This is a genomic window from Streptomyces sp. NPDC059718 (assembly GCF_042733315.1).
Taxonomy (GTDB): Bacteria; Actinomycetota; Actinomycetes; order Streptomycetales; family Streptomycetaceae; genus Actinacidiphila.
In genome coordinates this window covers 149,523-164,776 of record NZ_JBHWGA010000012.1, presented here as the reverse complement: position 1 = coordinate 164,776, position 15,254 = coordinate 149,523, and the positions used below count along the sequence as shown (strand labels likewise).

Annotated in this window: 13 protein-coding genes and 1 other RNA gene; 12 read left to right on the top strand and 2 right to left on the bottom strand. The window is 72.7% G+C overall.

The window, feature by feature from the left end; translation table 11 throughout:
- The first annotated feature begins 1 nt into the window (after window position 1).
- Entirely contained in the window at window positions 2–1,105 is a 1,104-nt protein-coding gene (locus ACFV3E_RS16465; RefSeq protein WP_500535311.1) for a DUF8189 domain-containing protein, read from the top strand.
- An 85-nt stretch (window positions 1,106–1,190) separates the two neighbouring features.
- Window positions 1,191–2,309, top strand: coding sequence for a PCRF domain-containing protein (gene prfB, locus ACFV3E_RS16460; RefSeq protein ID WP_499512126.1), 1,119 nt, complete (start codon window positions 1,191–1,193; stop codon window positions 2,307–2,309).
- Window positions 2,310–2,718: 409 nt separating this feature from the next.
- On the opposite strand, the gene ACFV3E_RS16455 is transcribed toward prfB, so the two are convergent.
- Window positions 2,719–2,910, bottom strand: a complete 192-nt coding sequence (locus ACFV3E_RS16455) for a hypothetical protein (RefSeq protein ID WP_326575680.1) — start codon at window positions 2,908–2,910, stop codon at window positions 2,719–2,721.
- A 274-nt stretch (window positions 2,911–3,184) separates the two neighbouring features.
- Between ACFV3E_RS16455 and ftsE the strand changes: the two genes are divergently transcribed.
- From ftsE to ACFV3E_RS16415, 8 genes are all read left to right on the top strand, one after another.
- A complete protein-coding gene (ftsE, locus tag ACFV3E_RS16450) occupies window positions 3,185–3,874 on the top strand; it encodes a cell division ATP-binding protein FtsE (RefSeq protein WP_018564091.1) in 690 nt (229 codons plus the stop codon).
- 44 nt (window positions 3,875–3,918) lie between these two features.
- Entirely contained in the window at window positions 3,919–4,836 is a 918-nt protein-coding gene (gene ftsX / locus ACFV3E_RS16445) for a permease-like cell division protein FtsX (protein WP_499512125.1), read from the top strand.
- 67 nt (window positions 4,837–4,903) lie between these two features.
- Complete coding sequence (locus ACFV3E_RS16440) at window positions 4,904–6,067, top strand: S41 family peptidase (RefSeq protein ID WP_500535278.1); 1,164 nt, start codon at window positions 4,904–4,906, stop codon at window positions 6,065–6,067.
- A gap of 54 nt (window positions 6,068–6,121) precedes the next feature.
- Entirely contained in the window at window positions 6,122–6,604 is a 483-nt protein-coding gene (smpB, locus tag ACFV3E_RS16435; RefSeq protein ID WP_499512123.1) for an SsrA-binding protein SmpB, read from the top strand.
- 101 nt (window positions 6,605–6,705) lie between these two features.
- Window positions 6,706–7,092: a transfer-messenger RNA gene (ssrA, locus tag ACFV3E_RS16430) on the top strand.
- A gap of 375 nt (window positions 7,093–7,467) precedes the next feature.
- On the top strand, window positions 7,468–7,992 hold the full coding sequence (locus ACFV3E_RS16425; protein WP_500535277.1) for a hypothetical protein: 525 nt from the start codon (window positions 7,468–7,470) through the stop codon (window positions 7,990–7,992).
- 59 nt (window positions 7,993–8,051) lie between these two features.
- A complete protein-coding gene (locus ACFV3E_RS16420; protein ID WP_500535310.1) occupies window positions 8,052–10,139 on the top strand; it encodes a bifunctional polysaccharide deacetylase/glycosyltransferase family 2 protein in 2,088 nt (695 codons plus the stop codon).
- A gap of 12 nt (window positions 10,140–10,151) precedes the next feature.
- Window positions 10,152–11,423, top strand: a complete 1,272-nt coding sequence (locus ACFV3E_RS16415; RefSeq protein WP_500535276.1) for an acyltransferase family protein — start codon at window positions 10,152–10,154, stop codon at window positions 11,421–11,423.
- 11 nt (window positions 11,424–11,434) lie between these two features.
- Here ACFV3E_RS16415 and ACFV3E_RS16410 read toward each other — a convergent pair whose 3' ends face one another.
- Complete coding sequence (locus ACFV3E_RS16410; RefSeq protein ID WP_500535275.1) at window positions 11,435–12,643, bottom strand: MFS transporter; 1,209 nt, start codon at window positions 12,641–12,643, stop codon at window positions 11,435–11,437.
- Window positions 12,644–12,741: 98 nt separating this feature from the next.
- Between ACFV3E_RS16410 and ACFV3E_RS16405 the strand changes: the two genes are divergently transcribed.
- Window positions 12,742–13,731: a LysR family transcriptional regulator gene (locus tag ACFV3E_RS16405; RefSeq protein WP_500535274.1), complete on the top strand. Its 990-nt coding sequence runs from the start codon at window positions 12,742–12,744 to the stop codon at window positions 13,729–13,731.
- Window positions 13,732–13,834: 103 nt separating this feature from the next.
- Window positions 13,835–15,226 carry a nitrate/nitrite transporter gene (locus ACFV3E_RS16400; protein ID WP_500535273.1) on the top strand — a complete coding sequence of 464 codons (1,392 nt, stop codon included), beginning with the start codon at window positions 13,835–13,837 and terminating at the stop codon, window positions 15,224–15,226.
- The last annotated feature ends 28 nt before the right edge of the window (window positions 15,227–15,254 follow it).

Sequence of the window (15,254 nt, the reverse complement as noted above, 5' to 3'; positions counted from 1 at the left end):
GATGCCCGGCCAGCGCGCCCGGCACCGCCACCGGGCCGTCCCCGACGCGCTCCAGCGCCGCCGTGTCAAGATCGGCGCCGCGGCGGCGGCCGCCCTGGTCGTCGGGCTCGGCGGCTGGGCGATCGCGGCCTCCGGCTCCGATGACGACGGCGGCTCCAACAGCCGGGAGGACAAGCCGTCCGGGCAGGCCTCGACCACCCCGACCGCCCCCACCGGCGCCGCCGCCTCCCCGCAGGGCGCGGTCAGCACCCCGGCGGGCACCACCGAGGATGCCGCGCTGCGCTGGTCCGGCTACACGGCGCTGCCCCGCTTCCCGGACCACGACGTCCACCCGGTCGGCGGCCCCCGCGCGATCTCCGTCTCCGGGACGACGTACGTGTTCACCCGGGGCAGCGACAAGAACGTCTGGTACCTGGTCTCCGGCACCTGGCACCGGCTCACCGGGATAAGCGTCGCCGACGACCCCTCGGTCGTCTCCTCGCGCGCCGGGCAGCTGGACGTCTTCGCCCTCGGCACCGACCACAAGGTCTACCGCCGCACCCTCAGCGGCGGCGCGTGGGGCGACTGGTACCAGGTCGACCAGCCCGCCCGTTTCACCACGACCCCTGCCGCCGCCTCCTCCGCGCCCGGCCGGATCGACCTGGTGGGCTGCTCCGGCGGTGACCTCGTCACCTCCTCCTGGGTCGACGGCCGCTGGAACGCCTGGGCGCTGGTCCCCACCGCGGGCCGGGTCACCGCCGCCCCCGGGCTGGTCTCGGCCGCGTCCGGCACCCTGGACGCCTTCGCCGTCCGCAAGGCCGACGGCGCCGTGCTGCGCCTGCCGTACGTGAACGGCGCCTGGCGCCCCTCCGAGATCGTCACGGGCCTGGACGCCACGGGCCGTCCCGAACCCGCCGTCTCCGGCGGCCGGCTCTTCGTCCTCGCCCCCGCCGACGACGGGGCCCTGGCCGCCGCCGTCTCCGACGGCGGCACGTGGACGCCGGTGCCGCTGTCCGCCAGCACCCCCTCCCACCCCGGTCTGACCACGGCGGACGACACCCTGACCCTGTACCTGCGCCGCGCCGACGGCACGCTCGCCCACGCGTCGGCCCCCGTCACCGTCTGAGCGGCGCGGGACCTCCCGGCCGGTGGGCCGGGCCGCCCCGGCTCACCGGCGCGGCAATGCGCGGCGTGCCGGTACGCTGGGGGACGTGGCAGTCCTGGATGTATCCGAAGAGCTCAAGTCCCTCTCGTCGACCATGGCCTCGATCGAGGCCGTTCTGGACCTCGACAAGCTGAGGGCCGACATCGCCGTGCTCGAGGAGCAGGCGGCGGCGCCGTCGCTGTGGGACGACCCCGACGCGGCGCAGAAGATCACCAGCAAGCTGTCGCACCTGCAGGCCGAGGTCCGCAAGGCCGAGGCGCTGCGCGGCCGCATCGACGACCTCGGGGTGCTCTTCGAGCTCGCCGAGGCCGAGGACGACGCGGACACCCGCGCCGAGGCCGAGACCGAGCTGGAGTCGGTGCGCAAGGCGCTGGACGAGATGGAGGTCCGCACCCTCCTGTCCGGCGAGTACGACGCCCGTGAGGCGCTGGTCAACATCCGCGCCGAGGCCGGCGGTGTCGACGCCGCCGACTTCGCCGAGCAGTTGCAGCGGATGTACCTGCGCTGGTCCGAGCGGCACGGCTACCCGACCGAGATCTACGAGACCTCGTTCGCGGAAGAGGCCGGCATCAAGTCCACCACCTTCGTGGTGAAGGCGCCCTACGCCTACGGCACCCTCTCCGTCGAGCAGGGCACCCACCGCCTGGTGCGCATCTCGCCGTTCGACAACCAGGGCCGCCGCCAGACGTCCTTCGCGGGCGTCGAGGTGCTGCCCGTCGTCGAGCAGAGCGACCACGTCGAGATCGACGAGACCGAGCTGCGGATCGACGTCTACCGCGCCTCCGGCCCCGGCGGCCAGGGCGTCAACACCACCGACTCCGCGGTCCGGATCACCCACATCCCGACCGGCATCGTGGTCTCCTGCCAGAACGAGCGCTCGCAGATCCAGAACAAGGCCAGCGCGATGAACGTGCTGCAGGCCAAGCTGCTGGAGCGGCGCCGCCAGGAGGAGCAGGCCAAGATGGACGCCCTCAAGGGCGACGGCGGCAACTCCTGGGGCAACCAGATGCGTTCCTACGTCCTCCACCCGTACCAGATGGTCAAGGACCTGAGGACGGAGTACGAGGTCGGCAACCCCCAGGGCGTCCTCGACGGCGACATCGACGGCTTCCTCGAGGCGGGCATCCGCTGGCGCAAGCAGCAGGAGCAGGGCGCCGGCGTCTGACGCGTCGTCAGCGTCCCGGACTTCCACGACTGCCGCCCGACGGGCGGCAGTCGTCGCGTTCCGGGGCAGCCGAGCCCGCACGGGGGTGGCGCGGCTCCGGCCACGGGGGCGTGCGCGGACGGTCCGGCCCGGGCGCCGACGGTGCCGACCGCACCGTCGTCGGCGGCAGCGGATTGGTCACCCAGGGTCACGGCAACGCGAGCCGGCCGGGGTGCCGCCACGACGCTCGCGGGCGGTGCCGTTCCGCCCGAGGCCCCGCTTGAGCGGCTGCGGCCACGGCTGCGCGCTGCGAGGCCCACACCCGGACCCGGGAGCCCCCGTGCGTCCACAGGAGGCCCGGGAACGCCGCAGGGGCCCGCAACGTCGAATGCGCCGCGGGCCCCTGTGCTTGCTGTCTGTGTGCGCTGCGCTACACGGCGGCCTCGTGCACCACCCACGCCACCGCGAGCAGGGCGACCAGCAGGGCGATCAGTGCCGCCGGGGAGATGGCCGCGAAGGGGTTCTCCTGCTGCATGCGGGCGCGGTGGGCGCGGCAGACCGCACAGCGGCCCTCGCTGACGGGGCCGGCGCAGTTGGCGCACACCAGTCGGTCGACTGTCATGCGGTGGCCTCCTCCCAGGCGGCCTGGCGGCCGCTCCATGAACAACGCGCGACAGGGGCGGTACGTTCCCGAGCCCCCGACCACTGTGCCAGTTTCCGGGACGCTCGGCGCGCCCCGCGTGATTCCCGCGACTCCGAAGAGTGACGCATGTGGCCAATGCCTGCTTTGTCCCCCCGTGGTCGATGGATAAACCCGTCATCCCGGACCGCGGACTGCGCGGGCCGCGGCCATTCGCGTAAGGTCGCCTCCGATCCCCTGTATCCGGAGTGCAACCGTGATCCGATTCGACAACGTCACCAAGACCTACCCCCGGCAGAACCGTCCTGCACTTCGGGACGTGTCGCTGGAAATCGAGAAGGGTGAATTCGTCTTCCTGGTGGGCTCCTCCGGCTCCGGGAAGTCGACCTTCCTGCGGCTGATCCTGCGCGAGGAGCGGACGGACACCGGCATGGTGCACGTCCTCGGCAAGGACCTCGCGCGGCTGTCCAACTGGAAGGTGCCGCAGATGCGGCGCCAGTTGGGCACCGTCTTCCAGGACTTCCGCCTGCTGCCCAACAAGACGGTCGCGGAGAACGTGGCGTTCGCCCTCGAGGTGATCGGCAAGCCGCGCGGCACCATCCGCAAGACGGTCCCCGAGGTGCTCGACCTCGTCGGCCTCGGCGGCAAGGAGGACCGCATGCCGGGCGAGCTGTCCGGTGGTGAGCAGCAGCGCGTGGCGATCGCCCGGGCGTTCGTCAACCGCCCGATGCTGCTGATCGCGGACGAGCCCACGGGAAACCTCGACCCGCAGACCTCCGTGGGCATCATGCGGCTGCTGGACCGCATCAACCGGACCGGCACCACCGTGGTGATGGCCACCCACGACCAGAACATCGTCGACCAGATGCGCAAGCGCGTCATCGAGCTCGAGAAGGGGCGACTGGTCCGCGACCAGTCCCGCGGCGTCTACGGCTACCAGCACTGAGCCTGGGCCCCGCCCTGCACACCGCAGCCTTCTGAAAGGACAACATGCGCGCCCAGTTCGTGCTCTCGGAGATCGGCGTCGGTCTCCGGCGCAACCTCACCATGACCTTCGCGGTCATCGTCTCCGTGGCCCTCTCGCTCGCGCTCGCCGGCGGCTCGTGGCTCGCCCGCGAGCAGGTCGACTCGATGAAGGGCTACTGGTACGACAAGGTCCAGGTGTCGATCTTCCTCTGCAACAAGAACGACGCCAAGACCGACCCCAACTGCACCAAGGGCGCCGTCACCGAGGAGCAGAAGCAGGACATCGAGAAGCAGCTCAAGGCGCTGCCGCTCGTGGACAAGTACTTCCACGAGAGCGCGGAGGACGCCTACAAGCACTACAAGGAGCAGTTCTCCGACTCGCCGCTGGCCGACTCGCTCACCCCGGACCAGATGCAGGAGTCGTTCCGGGTCAAGCTCAAGGACCCGACGAAGTTCCAGGTGGTGGCGAGCGCCTTCCAGGGCCGTCCCGGCGTCCAGGAGGTGCAGGACCAGAAGGCCCTGCTGGACAACCTGTTCGGGCTGCTCAACGGCATGACGCTGGCCGCGCTGGTGGTGCTGGCGTTCATGCTCGCGGTGGCGATGATGCTGATCGTCAACACGGTGCGCGTGTCGGCCTTCAGCCGCCGCCGGGAGACGGGGATCATGCGGCTGGTCGGCGCGTCCAGCTTCTACATCCAGATGCCGTTCATCATGGAGGCCGCGTTCGCCGGTCTGGTCGGCGGTGGCCTGGCCTGTCTGATGCTCCTCGTGGGCCGCTACTTCCTGATCGACCACGGCCTTTCGCTGCAGACCAAGGTGCCGCTGATCAACTTCCTCGGCTGGGGCGAGGTGGCACAGGTGCTGCCGCTGGTGCTGGTGGTGGGCATGCTGATGCCCGCGCTGGCGGCCCTGATCGCGCTGCGCAAATACCTCAAGGTCTGATCCGCGCCAAGGGCGCTGTACGGCCGACTTTCCGTACAGCGCCCGCTTCTCGCCTAGACTGCCCGACGTGCTGAGCCACCGTCCGCCCGGGAGACCGCGCCGCCTGCGCCGTGCCGCGGCGCTGACGCTGGTCTTCGGCGCGGTCCTGGCGACGGGTGCCGCGGCGGGTTCCTTCGGGGACCTGGGCGGGGAGCGGCGGACGCCGCCGCACTCCCGCATCCCGGCCGGCACCGTCGCCGACACCGACGAGATCGCCGAGGCGATCGCGGAGGGCAAGGTCGGCCCGCAGGCCGCGGAGGCCCTGGTCAGCCGTAGCGGCGACCGCTGGTCCTCCTTCTACACGGCCCAGGAGTACGAGGGTTTCCAGCAGTCCCTGGACGGCCGGTACGTGGGGGTCGGCCTGTGGGTGCGACGCACCGAGGACGGCCGCATCGGCATCGACCGCGTCCAGTCCGGCAGCCCCGCCGCCCGGGCCGGTGTGCACGCCGGGGACCGGCTGATGAGCATCGACGGCACGGAGGTCACCGGCCGTCCCGTCACCGAGGTCGTCGCCCGGCTGCGCGGTTCCGACGCGGCCGGCACCGCCGTGGCCCTGGGCCTGCGGCGCGGCGCGCGCTCCTGGGCGGTCTCCCCGCGGCGCGCCCTGCTGCCGACGGAGTCCGTACGGGTGCGGCACGTCCCCGGCGGCGTCAGCGTCGTCAAGGTGGACGCCTTCACCAAGGGTGTCGCCGGGCAGGTCCGCGGCGCCCTGGCCGGCCGGCCGGGACACAAGGGCATAGTCCTGGACCTGCGCGGCAACTCCGGCGGCCTGGTCACCGAGGCCGTCGGTGTGGCCTCCGCGTTCCTGGACGGCGGCCTGGTCGCCACGTACGACGTCCACGGCAGGCAGCAGGCGCTCTACGCGGCCGACGCCGGCGACACCGACACCCCGCTCGTCGTGCTCGTGGACGGCGGCACGATGAGTGCGGCCGAACTGCTCGCCGGCGCCCTGCAGGACCGCGGCCGTGCCGTCGTCGTGGGCTCCCGCACCTTCGGCAAGGGATCGGTGCAGATGCCCAGCCGGCTGTCGGACGGCTCGGTCGCCGAGCTCACCGTCGGCCACTACCGGCTGCCCGCGGGCCGCCGGGTGGACGGCCGCGGGGTCGAGCCCGACCTGAAGGTCGCCGGCGGCGCGGACGCCGAGTCCGAGGCCCTCCAGGTGCTGGACGGTCTGGGCACGCCGGCCCGCTGACCGGCGCGCAAACCGGTACCCCCGGCCCCGCCGAGGTGCGAGAATGGCCGCGCTATGGCAAAGGAAACGGGTCGCAAGCTGATCGCGCAGAACAAGAAGGCGCGGCACGACTACCACATCCTCGACACCTACGAGGCGGGCCTGGTGCTCACCGGCACCGAGGTGAAGTCGCTGCGCCAGGGACGCGCTTCCCTGGTCGACGGCTTCGGCCAGCTCGACGGGGGCGAGGCGTGGCTGCACAACGTGCACATCCCCGAGTACACCCAGGGGACGTGGACGAACCACTCGGCGCGGCGCAAGCGCAAGCTGCTGCTGCACCGGGAGGAGATCGAGAAGCTCTTCCAGAAGTCCCAGGAGACCGGTCACACGATCGTGCCGCTCTCCCTGTACTTCAAGGACGGCCGGGCGAAGGTCGAGATCGCGCTGGCCAAGGGCAAGAAGGACTACGACAAGCGGCAGACCCTGCGCGAGAAGCAGGACCGCCGCGAGGCCGACCGGGCCATCTCGGCGGCGCGCCGCCGGCAGCGGGGCGACTGACCCCCGGGAAATGCGCTGGCCTCCATGTACGTCGGTCACGTACGATGGCGTCAGCACCACCGGGCCGTGGCGGCCCGGTGAGCAGTTTGAAAAATCAACATGGGGATGATCGGTTTCGACTGGGGATGTCGAAGCAGGGGAAGCGAGCCGAGGAAGCGGCAATGATCTCGTAAACCATATGCCGAAAACAATAATCGCCACTTCTAAGCGCGATTCCTCCGCCTTCGCTCTCGCTGCCTAATTAGCAGCTAGCGAAGACTCCGCGGAGTGTCAGCCCGGGGCTGTTCCCGACCCGGATCCTGGCATCAGCTAGGGGACTAAACCACTGAGTCCGGCCACGGGGCTCGGTGGGAAACCAAACAGTGGCTGGGCCCGTCGGCGGCTTGTCCGCGTGACTGCCGGGGCCGAGAAAAGCACAGCGGACTGCGCTCGGAGAAGCCCTGATTCTGCACCACAGGACGCGGGTTCGATTCCCGCCATCTCCACTGACCCAACGGAAGGCGATGCCTGCCCGCACTGCGCGGCAGGCATCGCCTTCCGTCGTTTCCGGGGTCCGTCGAGGGTCCCGGAGGCCGGTCCGGGTGCCGGACGGGTGCCGGTCCTGAGTGCTGGTCGTCACCCCTTGTCCTTGTCATGGCCATGAGTTGTTATGAAAGGCAACGATCATCCGGCTGGCACAGTTCACCTATGCGTTGTTCACCTGATGCGCACAATTGGCTGAAAGTGATGTACATTCGCCGCTCACAGAGTGCTTGGGGTGATCCACCGAGGGGGGTTCGTGGTCCGCAGTGTCGCGGTCCACCGCTGAGCCGTGCCCCCTGGCGGAGCCAGGCGCGCTCCTGTGGGGAAAGGGCCTCTCAGCGGTGAAGACACGCATACCCGACGACCCGGACCGGCCGGTTTTCGTCGACACCAGCGGACGGCGCGGCCGCAAGCTGCGCCGGATCGGCTGGATCCTCGGCGCGGTCTGCGTCGGCTACGCCGCGGTCCTGGCGATCAGCCTGGCGGGCGCCGACTCCCGGGCCCCCTGGCTGATGATCCCGGGGGAGGACGACGAGGACACCGCGCCCGTCGTCTCCGCCGACCCGACGGCCCCCGCCTCCGCCCCGGTCTCGCCGAGCGGCTCCCCGAGCGGCACCGCCACCTTCACCGGCGGCGGGACGCCCGCGACGGCCGGCACCGTGCCCACCGGGTCCGCCGGCACCACGCCCACGAGCACCCGCCGCCCGGTCTCCCCCCGCCCCACGTGGAGCGCCACGTCCGTTCCGACGGCCCCGGCGACGCCCACGCCCGATGACACCCCCACCGGCAGCACCCCGCCGGACGACGGGGAGACGCCCGACCCCTCGGCCAGTGCCACCGGCCTCAGCGGGGGCGGTGCCAGATGACCGTCACCGTCACCGACGGCCCGCCCCGCCGCGGAGCCCGCGGCCGCAAGACCCTGCCCATGCGCTTCACCCTGCCGGCACTGCTGCTGGTCGCCGTGGTGTGCATGCTGCTGCTGCGCGGCTTCGTCCACAGCGAGATCGGCGCGGACCACCGCATCCACCCGCCGGTCGCCACCGCCCACGTGCCGGACTCCGTACTGGAGGGCGGCCCCGTCATCGACACCCGGGGCACCGAGACGCACAGCTACGCCGTCCCCCGCAAGAACCTGGTCCTGACCTTCGACGACGGTCCGGACCCGGAGTGGACCCCGAAGATCCTGGACAAGCTGGCCGAGTACCACGCCCACGGCGTGTTCTTCGTGACCGGGACGATGGCCTCGCGCCACCCCGACCTCGTCCGGCGCATGGTGGACGAGGGCCACGAGGTGGGGCTGCACACCTTCAACCACCCCGACCTGGTCTACCAGTCGCACGACCGGATCGACCGGGAGCTCGCCGAGAACCAGCTCGCGCTGGCCGGTGCGGCCGGAATCCACACCTCGCTGTTCCGCCCGCCGTACTCCTCGACCGCCGACGCGCTGGACGACCTGTCGTGGCCGGTGGCGCAGTACCTCGGGCAGCGCGGCTACATCACCGCGTTCATCGACACCGACACCGAGGACTGGGCCCGTCCCGGCGTCGACGCCATCGTCCGGTCCGCCAAGCCGGCCAAGGCCGGCGCCGGTGCCATCGTGCTGATGCACGACTCCGGCGGCGACCGCTCGCAGACCGTGGCCGCGCTGGACCGCCTGCTGCCCGAACTGACGGCGGAGGGGTACACGTTCCCCACGCTCACGCAGGCGCTCGGCGCGCCGAGCGCGCACACCCCCGTCACCGGCCTGCCGCTGTGGGAGGGCAAGGCCTTCGTGCTCGCGGTCACGCTCTCCGAGCACACCATGAGCGTGCTCGTCGTCCTGCTCGCCGTGGTGGGCGCGCTGGTCCTGGCGCGCTTCGGCCTGATGGTGCTGCTGTCCGCGGTGCACACCCGCCGGGTGCGGCGGCGCGACTTCCGGTGGGGCGAGGAGCGCGTCACCCGCCCCGTCACCGTCCTCGTCCCGGCGTACAACGAGGCCAAGTGCATCGCCAACACGGTGCGCTCCCTGGCGGCCAGCGAGCATCCGCTGGAGATCGTCGTCGTCGACGACGGCTCCACCGACGGGACGGCCGACATCGTGGAGGACCTCGCCCTGCCCGGGGTCCGGGTGATCCGCCAGTCCAACGGGGGCAAGCCCGCGGCGCTCAACAACGGCCTGGCGAACGCCTCCTGCGACCTGGTCGTGATGATGGACGGCGACACCGTCTTCGAGCCGGGCACGGTCGGCGAGCTCGTGCAGCCCTTCGCCGACCCCACGGTGGGCGCCGTCGCGGGCAACGCCAAGGTCGGCAACCGCGACAGGATGATCGGGGCCTGGCAGCACATCGAGTACGTGATGGGCTTCAACCTGGACCGCCGCATGTACGACGTGCTCGGCTGCATGCCGACCATCCCCGGGGCGATCGGGGCCTTCCGCCGCGAGGCGCTGCGCGACGTCGGCGGCATGAGCGACGACACCCTCGCCGAGGACACCGACGTCACCATGGCGCTGCACCGGGCCGGCTGGCGCGTGGTGTACGCCGAGAACGCGCGCGCCTGGACCGAGGCCCCGGAGACCGTCCGGCAGTTGTGGTCGCAGCGCTACCGCTGGAGCTACGGCACCATGCAGGCGATCTGGAAGCACCGCGGCGCCCTGAGGGACAGTGGCCACTCCGGGCGCTTCGGCCGGCTCGGCCTGCCGCTGGTGTCGCTGTTCATGGTGGTCGCCCCGCTGCTGGCCCCGCTGATCGACATCTTCCTTGTCTACGGCCTGGTCTTCGGCCCGACCCTGCGGACGGTGGAGGCGTGGTTCGGGGTCCTCGCCGTCCAGGCGGCCTGCGCGGCCTACGCCTTCCGGCTGGACCGCGAGTCGCCGCGCCATCTGCTGTGGCTGCCGCTGCAGCAGATCCTCTACCGGCAGTTGATGTACCTGGTGCTGCTGCAGTCCTGGATCACCGCGCTGACCGGCGGCCGGCTGCGCTGGCAGAAGCTCCGCCGCACCGGCGCCGTCGAGTCCCCGCTCACCACCGTCTGAAAGAGCCCCGCCATGACCATCCCGCAGGCCGGGGCCCACCGTGGTGCCCTCCCGCAGCAGGCCGGCCCCCGCATGGACGCCACCGGGGCCCCAGGAGTCCCGGTGGCCCCGGGTGGAGCCGCGGGCCGGTCCGGCGCGGCCCGGTCCGTCGTCCGCGACCGCTACCTCGACCTGCTGCGCGCCGTCGCGCTGGTCCGCGTCGTGGTCTACCACTGCTTCGGCTGGGCGTGGCTGACCCTGGCGTTCCCGTCCATGGGCGTGATGTTCGCGCTGGCCGGCTCGCTCATGGCCCGCTCCCTGGCGCGGCCCGCCGCCGCAGTGATCCGCTCCCGGATACGGCGCCTGCTGCCGCCCCTGTGGGTGCTGGCGGCGCTGCTCCTCCCGGCCATGCTGATCGGCGGCTGGCGGCCGTCGACGGACGGCGACGGCCCGCTCGGCTGGGGGCTGCGGCTCCTGTGGTGGATCGTCCCGCTGGGCACCCCGCCGTTCCCCTGGGAGCTGGGGCAGCAGAGCGGATTGCTGGAGAACACCTGGGCGGTGCAGGCCGCAGGGCCGCTGTGGTACCTGCGGGCCTACCTGTGGTTCGTCCTGCTCTCGCCGCTGATGCTGTGGGCCTTCCGCCGCCTGCCGTGGGCGACCCTGCTGGCGCCGCTCGCCCTGACCGCCGCCCTCACCACGGGGTGGGTGACGATCCCCGGGGACCTCGGCGGGGTCGTCACGGACTTCGTCACCTTCGGTTCCTGCTGGATCCTGGGCTTCGCCCACCACGACGGGCTGACCCGCAGACTGCCCGCGTTCGTCGTGCCGCTCGTCGCCCCGGTGCTCATGGCGGCCGGCGCCTGGTGGGCGTCCGGCCACCAGACGGAGGACGGCTGGGACCTCAACGACATCCCGCTGGCGCAGGCGCTGTGGTCCCTCGGCTTCGTCGCGCTGCTCCTGCGGGTGAGCCCGGCCTGGGACCGGCTGCCGCGGCCGATCGCGCGGCTGGACGGGCCCGTCACCCTGCTGAACGCCCGGGCGGTGACGTTCTACCTCTGGCACGAGATAGCCCTGATCGCCAGCGTGCCGCTGATCGACCAGCTGTGGAACTTCCGCCTGCTGGAGTACCACGTGCCGTGGCTGCTGGAGAGCGACTGGTTCCAGTTCGTGGTCGTGTGGCCGCTCATCGGCCTGCTGCTGGTGTGCTTCGGCTGGGCCGAGGACCTCGCCGCACGGCGCCCCGCCCGGCTGTGGCCCTGGCCGCGCAGGCGCAGGGCGGCGCGTACGGCGGCGGCCGGCGGCTGACGGCCGGTACGTCAGGCCCGGCGCCGGGCCGTCCGCAGGGAGGCCGCCGCGACCAGCGCCGCGGTGGCCGCGGCGACCGCCGGTATCGCGTACGCGGGCACCGCGCCCCGCTGCTCCACGACGGAGCCCGCGGCGAAGGAGCCCGCGGCGATGCCGCCCAGGAGGGCCGTGACGGCCAGCGTCATCCCCTCGTTGAGGCGGCCCGGCGGGACCCGGTGCTGGATCAGGGCCATGCCGTTGATCATCGTGGGCGCGGTGGCCATGCCCGCCAGCAGCAGCGCGGGGGCCAGCAGCCACAGGCCGCCGAGGGCCGCCGCGGGCAGCGGGCCGAGCATGAGGACGGCCATCAGGGCGACGCTCGCGGCGAAGCGGCCTCCCGCGCCGCCACGGGGCCGGCGCAGCCCGTACAGCAGGCCCGCCGCGCACGAACCCGCCGCTTGCAGGGCGAGCACCGCCCCGGCGGCGCCGCGGTGCCCGTGGGCGTCGGCGAAGGCGATCGTGGTGACCTCCAGGGCGCCGAAGACGGCCCCCGTCGCCAGGAACGTCAGCAGTACGGCCGGTACCGCGGCCCGCCCGGCGCCCGCCCCCGGTCCGGCGGTGGCCCGCGGCACCGGCGGCGGTTCGGTGCCGCGCTGCGCGGCGAAGACCAGGATGCCGCCGAAGAGCAGCAGCGCCCCCGTCAGCGTGCCGGCCTCGGGGAACAGCGAGGTGCACAGGAAGGCCGCGAGGACCGGGCCGAGCATGAAGCAGACCTCGTCCGCCGCCTGCTCGAAGGAGTTGGCGACGTGCCGGCCCCGCTCGTCGTCCCGGTACAGGTGCGCCCAGCGCGCCCGCGCCATGCCGCCGGTGTTCGGCGTCGTGGCGGTGGCGGCGTACGCGGCGAACAGGGTCCAGGCCGGGGCGTGCAGCCGTACGCACACCACCAGCGCGAGCGAGCCCAGCGCGGCGAGCCCCGCGGCCGGCACGGCCACCCGGGCCTGGCCGTGCCGGTCGGTCAGGCGCGCGGTCCAGGGGGCCACCACGGCCGTCGCGGCGAGTCCGGTGGCGGTGACCGCCCCGGCCAGCGCGTACGAGCCGTAGCCAGCCGCGATCATGACGACCGCGCTGACGCCGAACATCCCCATCGGGAGCCGGGCCAGGAGGTTCCCGGTGGTGAAGGCCCGGGTGCCGGGCAGGGCGAAGAGCCGCCGGTAGGGGGCGGCGAAGGCGAGCGCGGTCATGCGACCACCCTCCCGGGGCGCCCCCGGTGCGGTCCAACACCTGATCAGCGCCCATTGACGCGTTCCCGTTGTCAATCGCGGACGTGTTCAATGGGCGGATGCCGCACGCCATCGACCCGCGCCTGCTGAGGGCCTTCACCGCTGTCGCGGAGGAACTGCACTTCACCCAGGCCGCCGCCCGCCTCCACGTCGCCCAGCAGGCGCTGAGCCGGGACGTCCGGCGCCTGGAGCGGGAACTGCGGGCCGAACTGTTCGTGCGCACGACCCGCTCGGTGCGGCTGACCCCCGAGGGGGAGCGGCTGCTGCCGTACGCCCGGCGCGTGCTCGCCGCCCACGACGAACTGGCCGCCGCCTTCGCGCCCACCGGCCGTCCGCTGCTCGTCGACATCGGCGCGCCGGTGGGCACCGGCCACCGGGTGCTGGCCGCCGCCCGCGCCGCCGCGCCCGAACTCGAGCTCACCGCGCGCTTCCACAGCGGGCTCACCGGCGCCGCCGCCGGGATCCTCGCCGGCCGTCTGGACGTCTCCTTCGGCCGCGCGGCGGGCCTGGCCCCCGTCGTGCTGGACCGGCTGGAGCACCTGCCGGTCCGCTACGAGCGGATGGCGGTGCTGCTCCCCGCCGGCCACCGGCTGGCCCCGCTCGCCGAGGTGCCGCTCGACCGGCTCGCCGGGGAGTCCCTCTACGCCGCCGCCGGGAACCCGGACACCGCCGAGTGGACGGATCTGGCCCAGCGCCTGTTCCGGGGCCGGGGCATCGCCGTCGCCGCGCCCTTCCCCGCCATCGACGGCCCGGAGGAGTTCGTCCGCCTGGTGCGCAAGCACCGCTGGCCCGTCCTGGCCAGCACCGAGTTCATCGACCTGCCCGGCTTCGTCCTGCGCCCGCTCACCGGCCCCGTACCGCTCGCCCCCGTCTCCATGGTGTGGCGGCCCGGACTGCGCCACCCCGCACTGGACGCCCTGCTCCGCGCCGCGCGCCGGCTCGCCGCGGAGGACGACTGGCTCACCGTGCCGGACGGCGCCTGGCTGCCGGAGCCGGACGCCCGCCTGATGGCGCCCCCGGCGCTCACACCGGGCCCGCGCACCGGGTGAGAGCAAGGTTGCGTGGCGGTCACCTCAGGCCATCGGGAGGAAACGCGGCGTTCCTACCGTCGTGGGCATCACCCGACGAGCGACATCAGGGCCTGGAGGCGTCATGACTGCCGCGAGCACCACAGCACGCAAGGGCGGCCGCTGGATCGAACGGTGGGACCCCGAGGACGAGGGGGCCTGGGAGAACGGCGGCCGGCGCGTCGCCCACCGGAACCTGCTCTTCTCCGTCCTGTCCGAGCACGTCGGCTTCTCCGTCTGGACGCTCTGGTCGGTCATGGTGCTCTTCATGGGCCCGGAGTACGGCATCGACCCCGCCGGGAAGTTCTTCCTGGTCGCCATGGCGACGGCGGTCGGCGCCCTGGTCCGCGTCCCGTACACCTTCGCCGTCGCGCGCTTCGGCGGCCGCAACTGGACCGTCCTCAGCGCGCTCATGCTGCTGCTGCCGACGATCGCCGCCGCCGTCGTCATGGAGCCCGGCACCTCGTACGGCACCTTCCTCGCCGTCGCCGCGCTGACCGGGGTCGGCGGCGGCAACTTCGCCTCCTCCATGACCAACATCAACTCCTTCTTCCCGCTCCGGAAGAAGGGCTGGGCGCTCGGCCTCAACGCGGGCGGCGGCAACATCGGCGTGCCGGTCGTCCAATTGGTCGGCCTGCTGGTCATCGGCACGGCCGGCGCCGGCCACCCGCGGCTGCTGCTCGCCGTCTACATCCCGCTCATCGTGGTCGCCGCCACGCTCGCGGCCCTGTACATGGACAACCTGGCGCCCGTGCGGAACGACACCGGCGCGGCCGCCCTGGCGGTGAAGGACGGCCACACCTGGATCATGTCCTTCCTCTACATCGGCACCTTCGGGTCCTTCATCGGCTACAGCTTCGCCTTCGGGCTCGTCCTGCAGAACCAGTTCGCCCGCACCCCGCTGCAGGCCGCGTCCGTCACCTTCGTCGGCCCGCTGCTCGGCTCGCTGATCCGCCCGGTCGGCGGGCGGCTCGCCGACCGCTTCGGCGGCGCGCGGATCACCCTGTGGAACTTCCTGGCGATGGCCGCCGCCACGGCCGTGATCGTCCTCGCCTCGGCACAGAAGTCCCTGGCGCTGTTCTCCGGGGCCTTCGTCGCCCTGTTCATCCTGACCGGCCTCGGCAACGGCTCGACGTACAAGATGATCCCGGGCATCTACGCCGCCAAGGCCGCCGCCATGGGCCTGACCGGCGAAGCCGCGGCCTCCTACGGACGCCGGCTGTCCGGCGCCGCGATGGGCCTGATCGGTGCCGTCGGTGCGCTCGGCGGCCTCGGCATCAACCTCGCCTTCCGGCAGTCCTTCCTCACCCGGGGCACCGGCACCCCGGCCTTCGTCACCTTCCTGGCCGTCTACGCCGTCTGCTTCGCGGTCACCTGGGCCGTATACCTGCGCAGGCCCGCGCCGGCCCCCGCCCCGGCGGCCGGGCCCGGTGCCGGGGCCGAGCCGGAGCGGCGGCTCTCCTACGCGGAGGTGTAGCCCCGGCGAACTGCGTAACAACGGGGAA

What these genes read in the sequence shown, in the direction of transcription:
- ACFV3E_RS16465 (WP_500535311.1), top strand. Translation starts at nt 2, where the DNA reads ATGCCCGGCCAGCGCGCCCGGCACCGCCACCGGGCCGTCCCCGACGCG.
- ACFV3E_RS16455 (WP_326575680.1), bottom strand. Translation starts at nt 2,910, where the DNA reads ATGACAGTCGACCGACTGGTGTGCGCCAACTGCGCCGGCCCCGTCAGC.
- ftsX (WP_499512125.1), top strand. Translation starts at nt 3,919, where the DNA reads ATGCGCGCCCAGTTCGTGCTCTCGGAGATCGGCGTCGGTCTCCGGCGC.
- smpB (WP_499512123.1), top strand. Translation starts at nt 6,122, where the DNA reads ATGGCAAAGGAAACGGGTCGCAAGCTGATCGCGCAGAACAAGAAGGCG.
- ACFV3E_RS16420 (WP_500535310.1), top strand. Translation starts at nt 8,052, where the DNA reads ATGCGCTTCACCCTGCCGGCACTGCTGCTGGTCGCCGTGGTGTGCATG.
- ACFV3E_RS16415 (WP_500535276.1), top strand. Translation starts at nt 10,152, where the DNA reads ATGACCATCCCGCAGGCCGGGGCCCACCGTGGTGCCCTCCCGCAGCAG.
- ACFV3E_RS16410 (WP_500535275.1), bottom strand. Translation starts at nt 12,643, where the DNA reads ATGACCGCGCTCGCCTTCGCCGCCCCCTACCGGCGGCTCTTCGCCCTG.
- ACFV3E_RS16405 (WP_500535274.1), top strand. Translation starts at nt 12,742, where the DNA reads ATGCCGCACGCCATCGACCCGCGCCTGCTGAGGGCCTTCACCGCTGTC.
- ACFV3E_RS16400 (WP_500535273.1), top strand. Translation starts at nt 13,835, where the DNA reads ATGACTGCCGCGAGCACCACAGCACGCAAGGGCGGCCGCTGGATCGAA.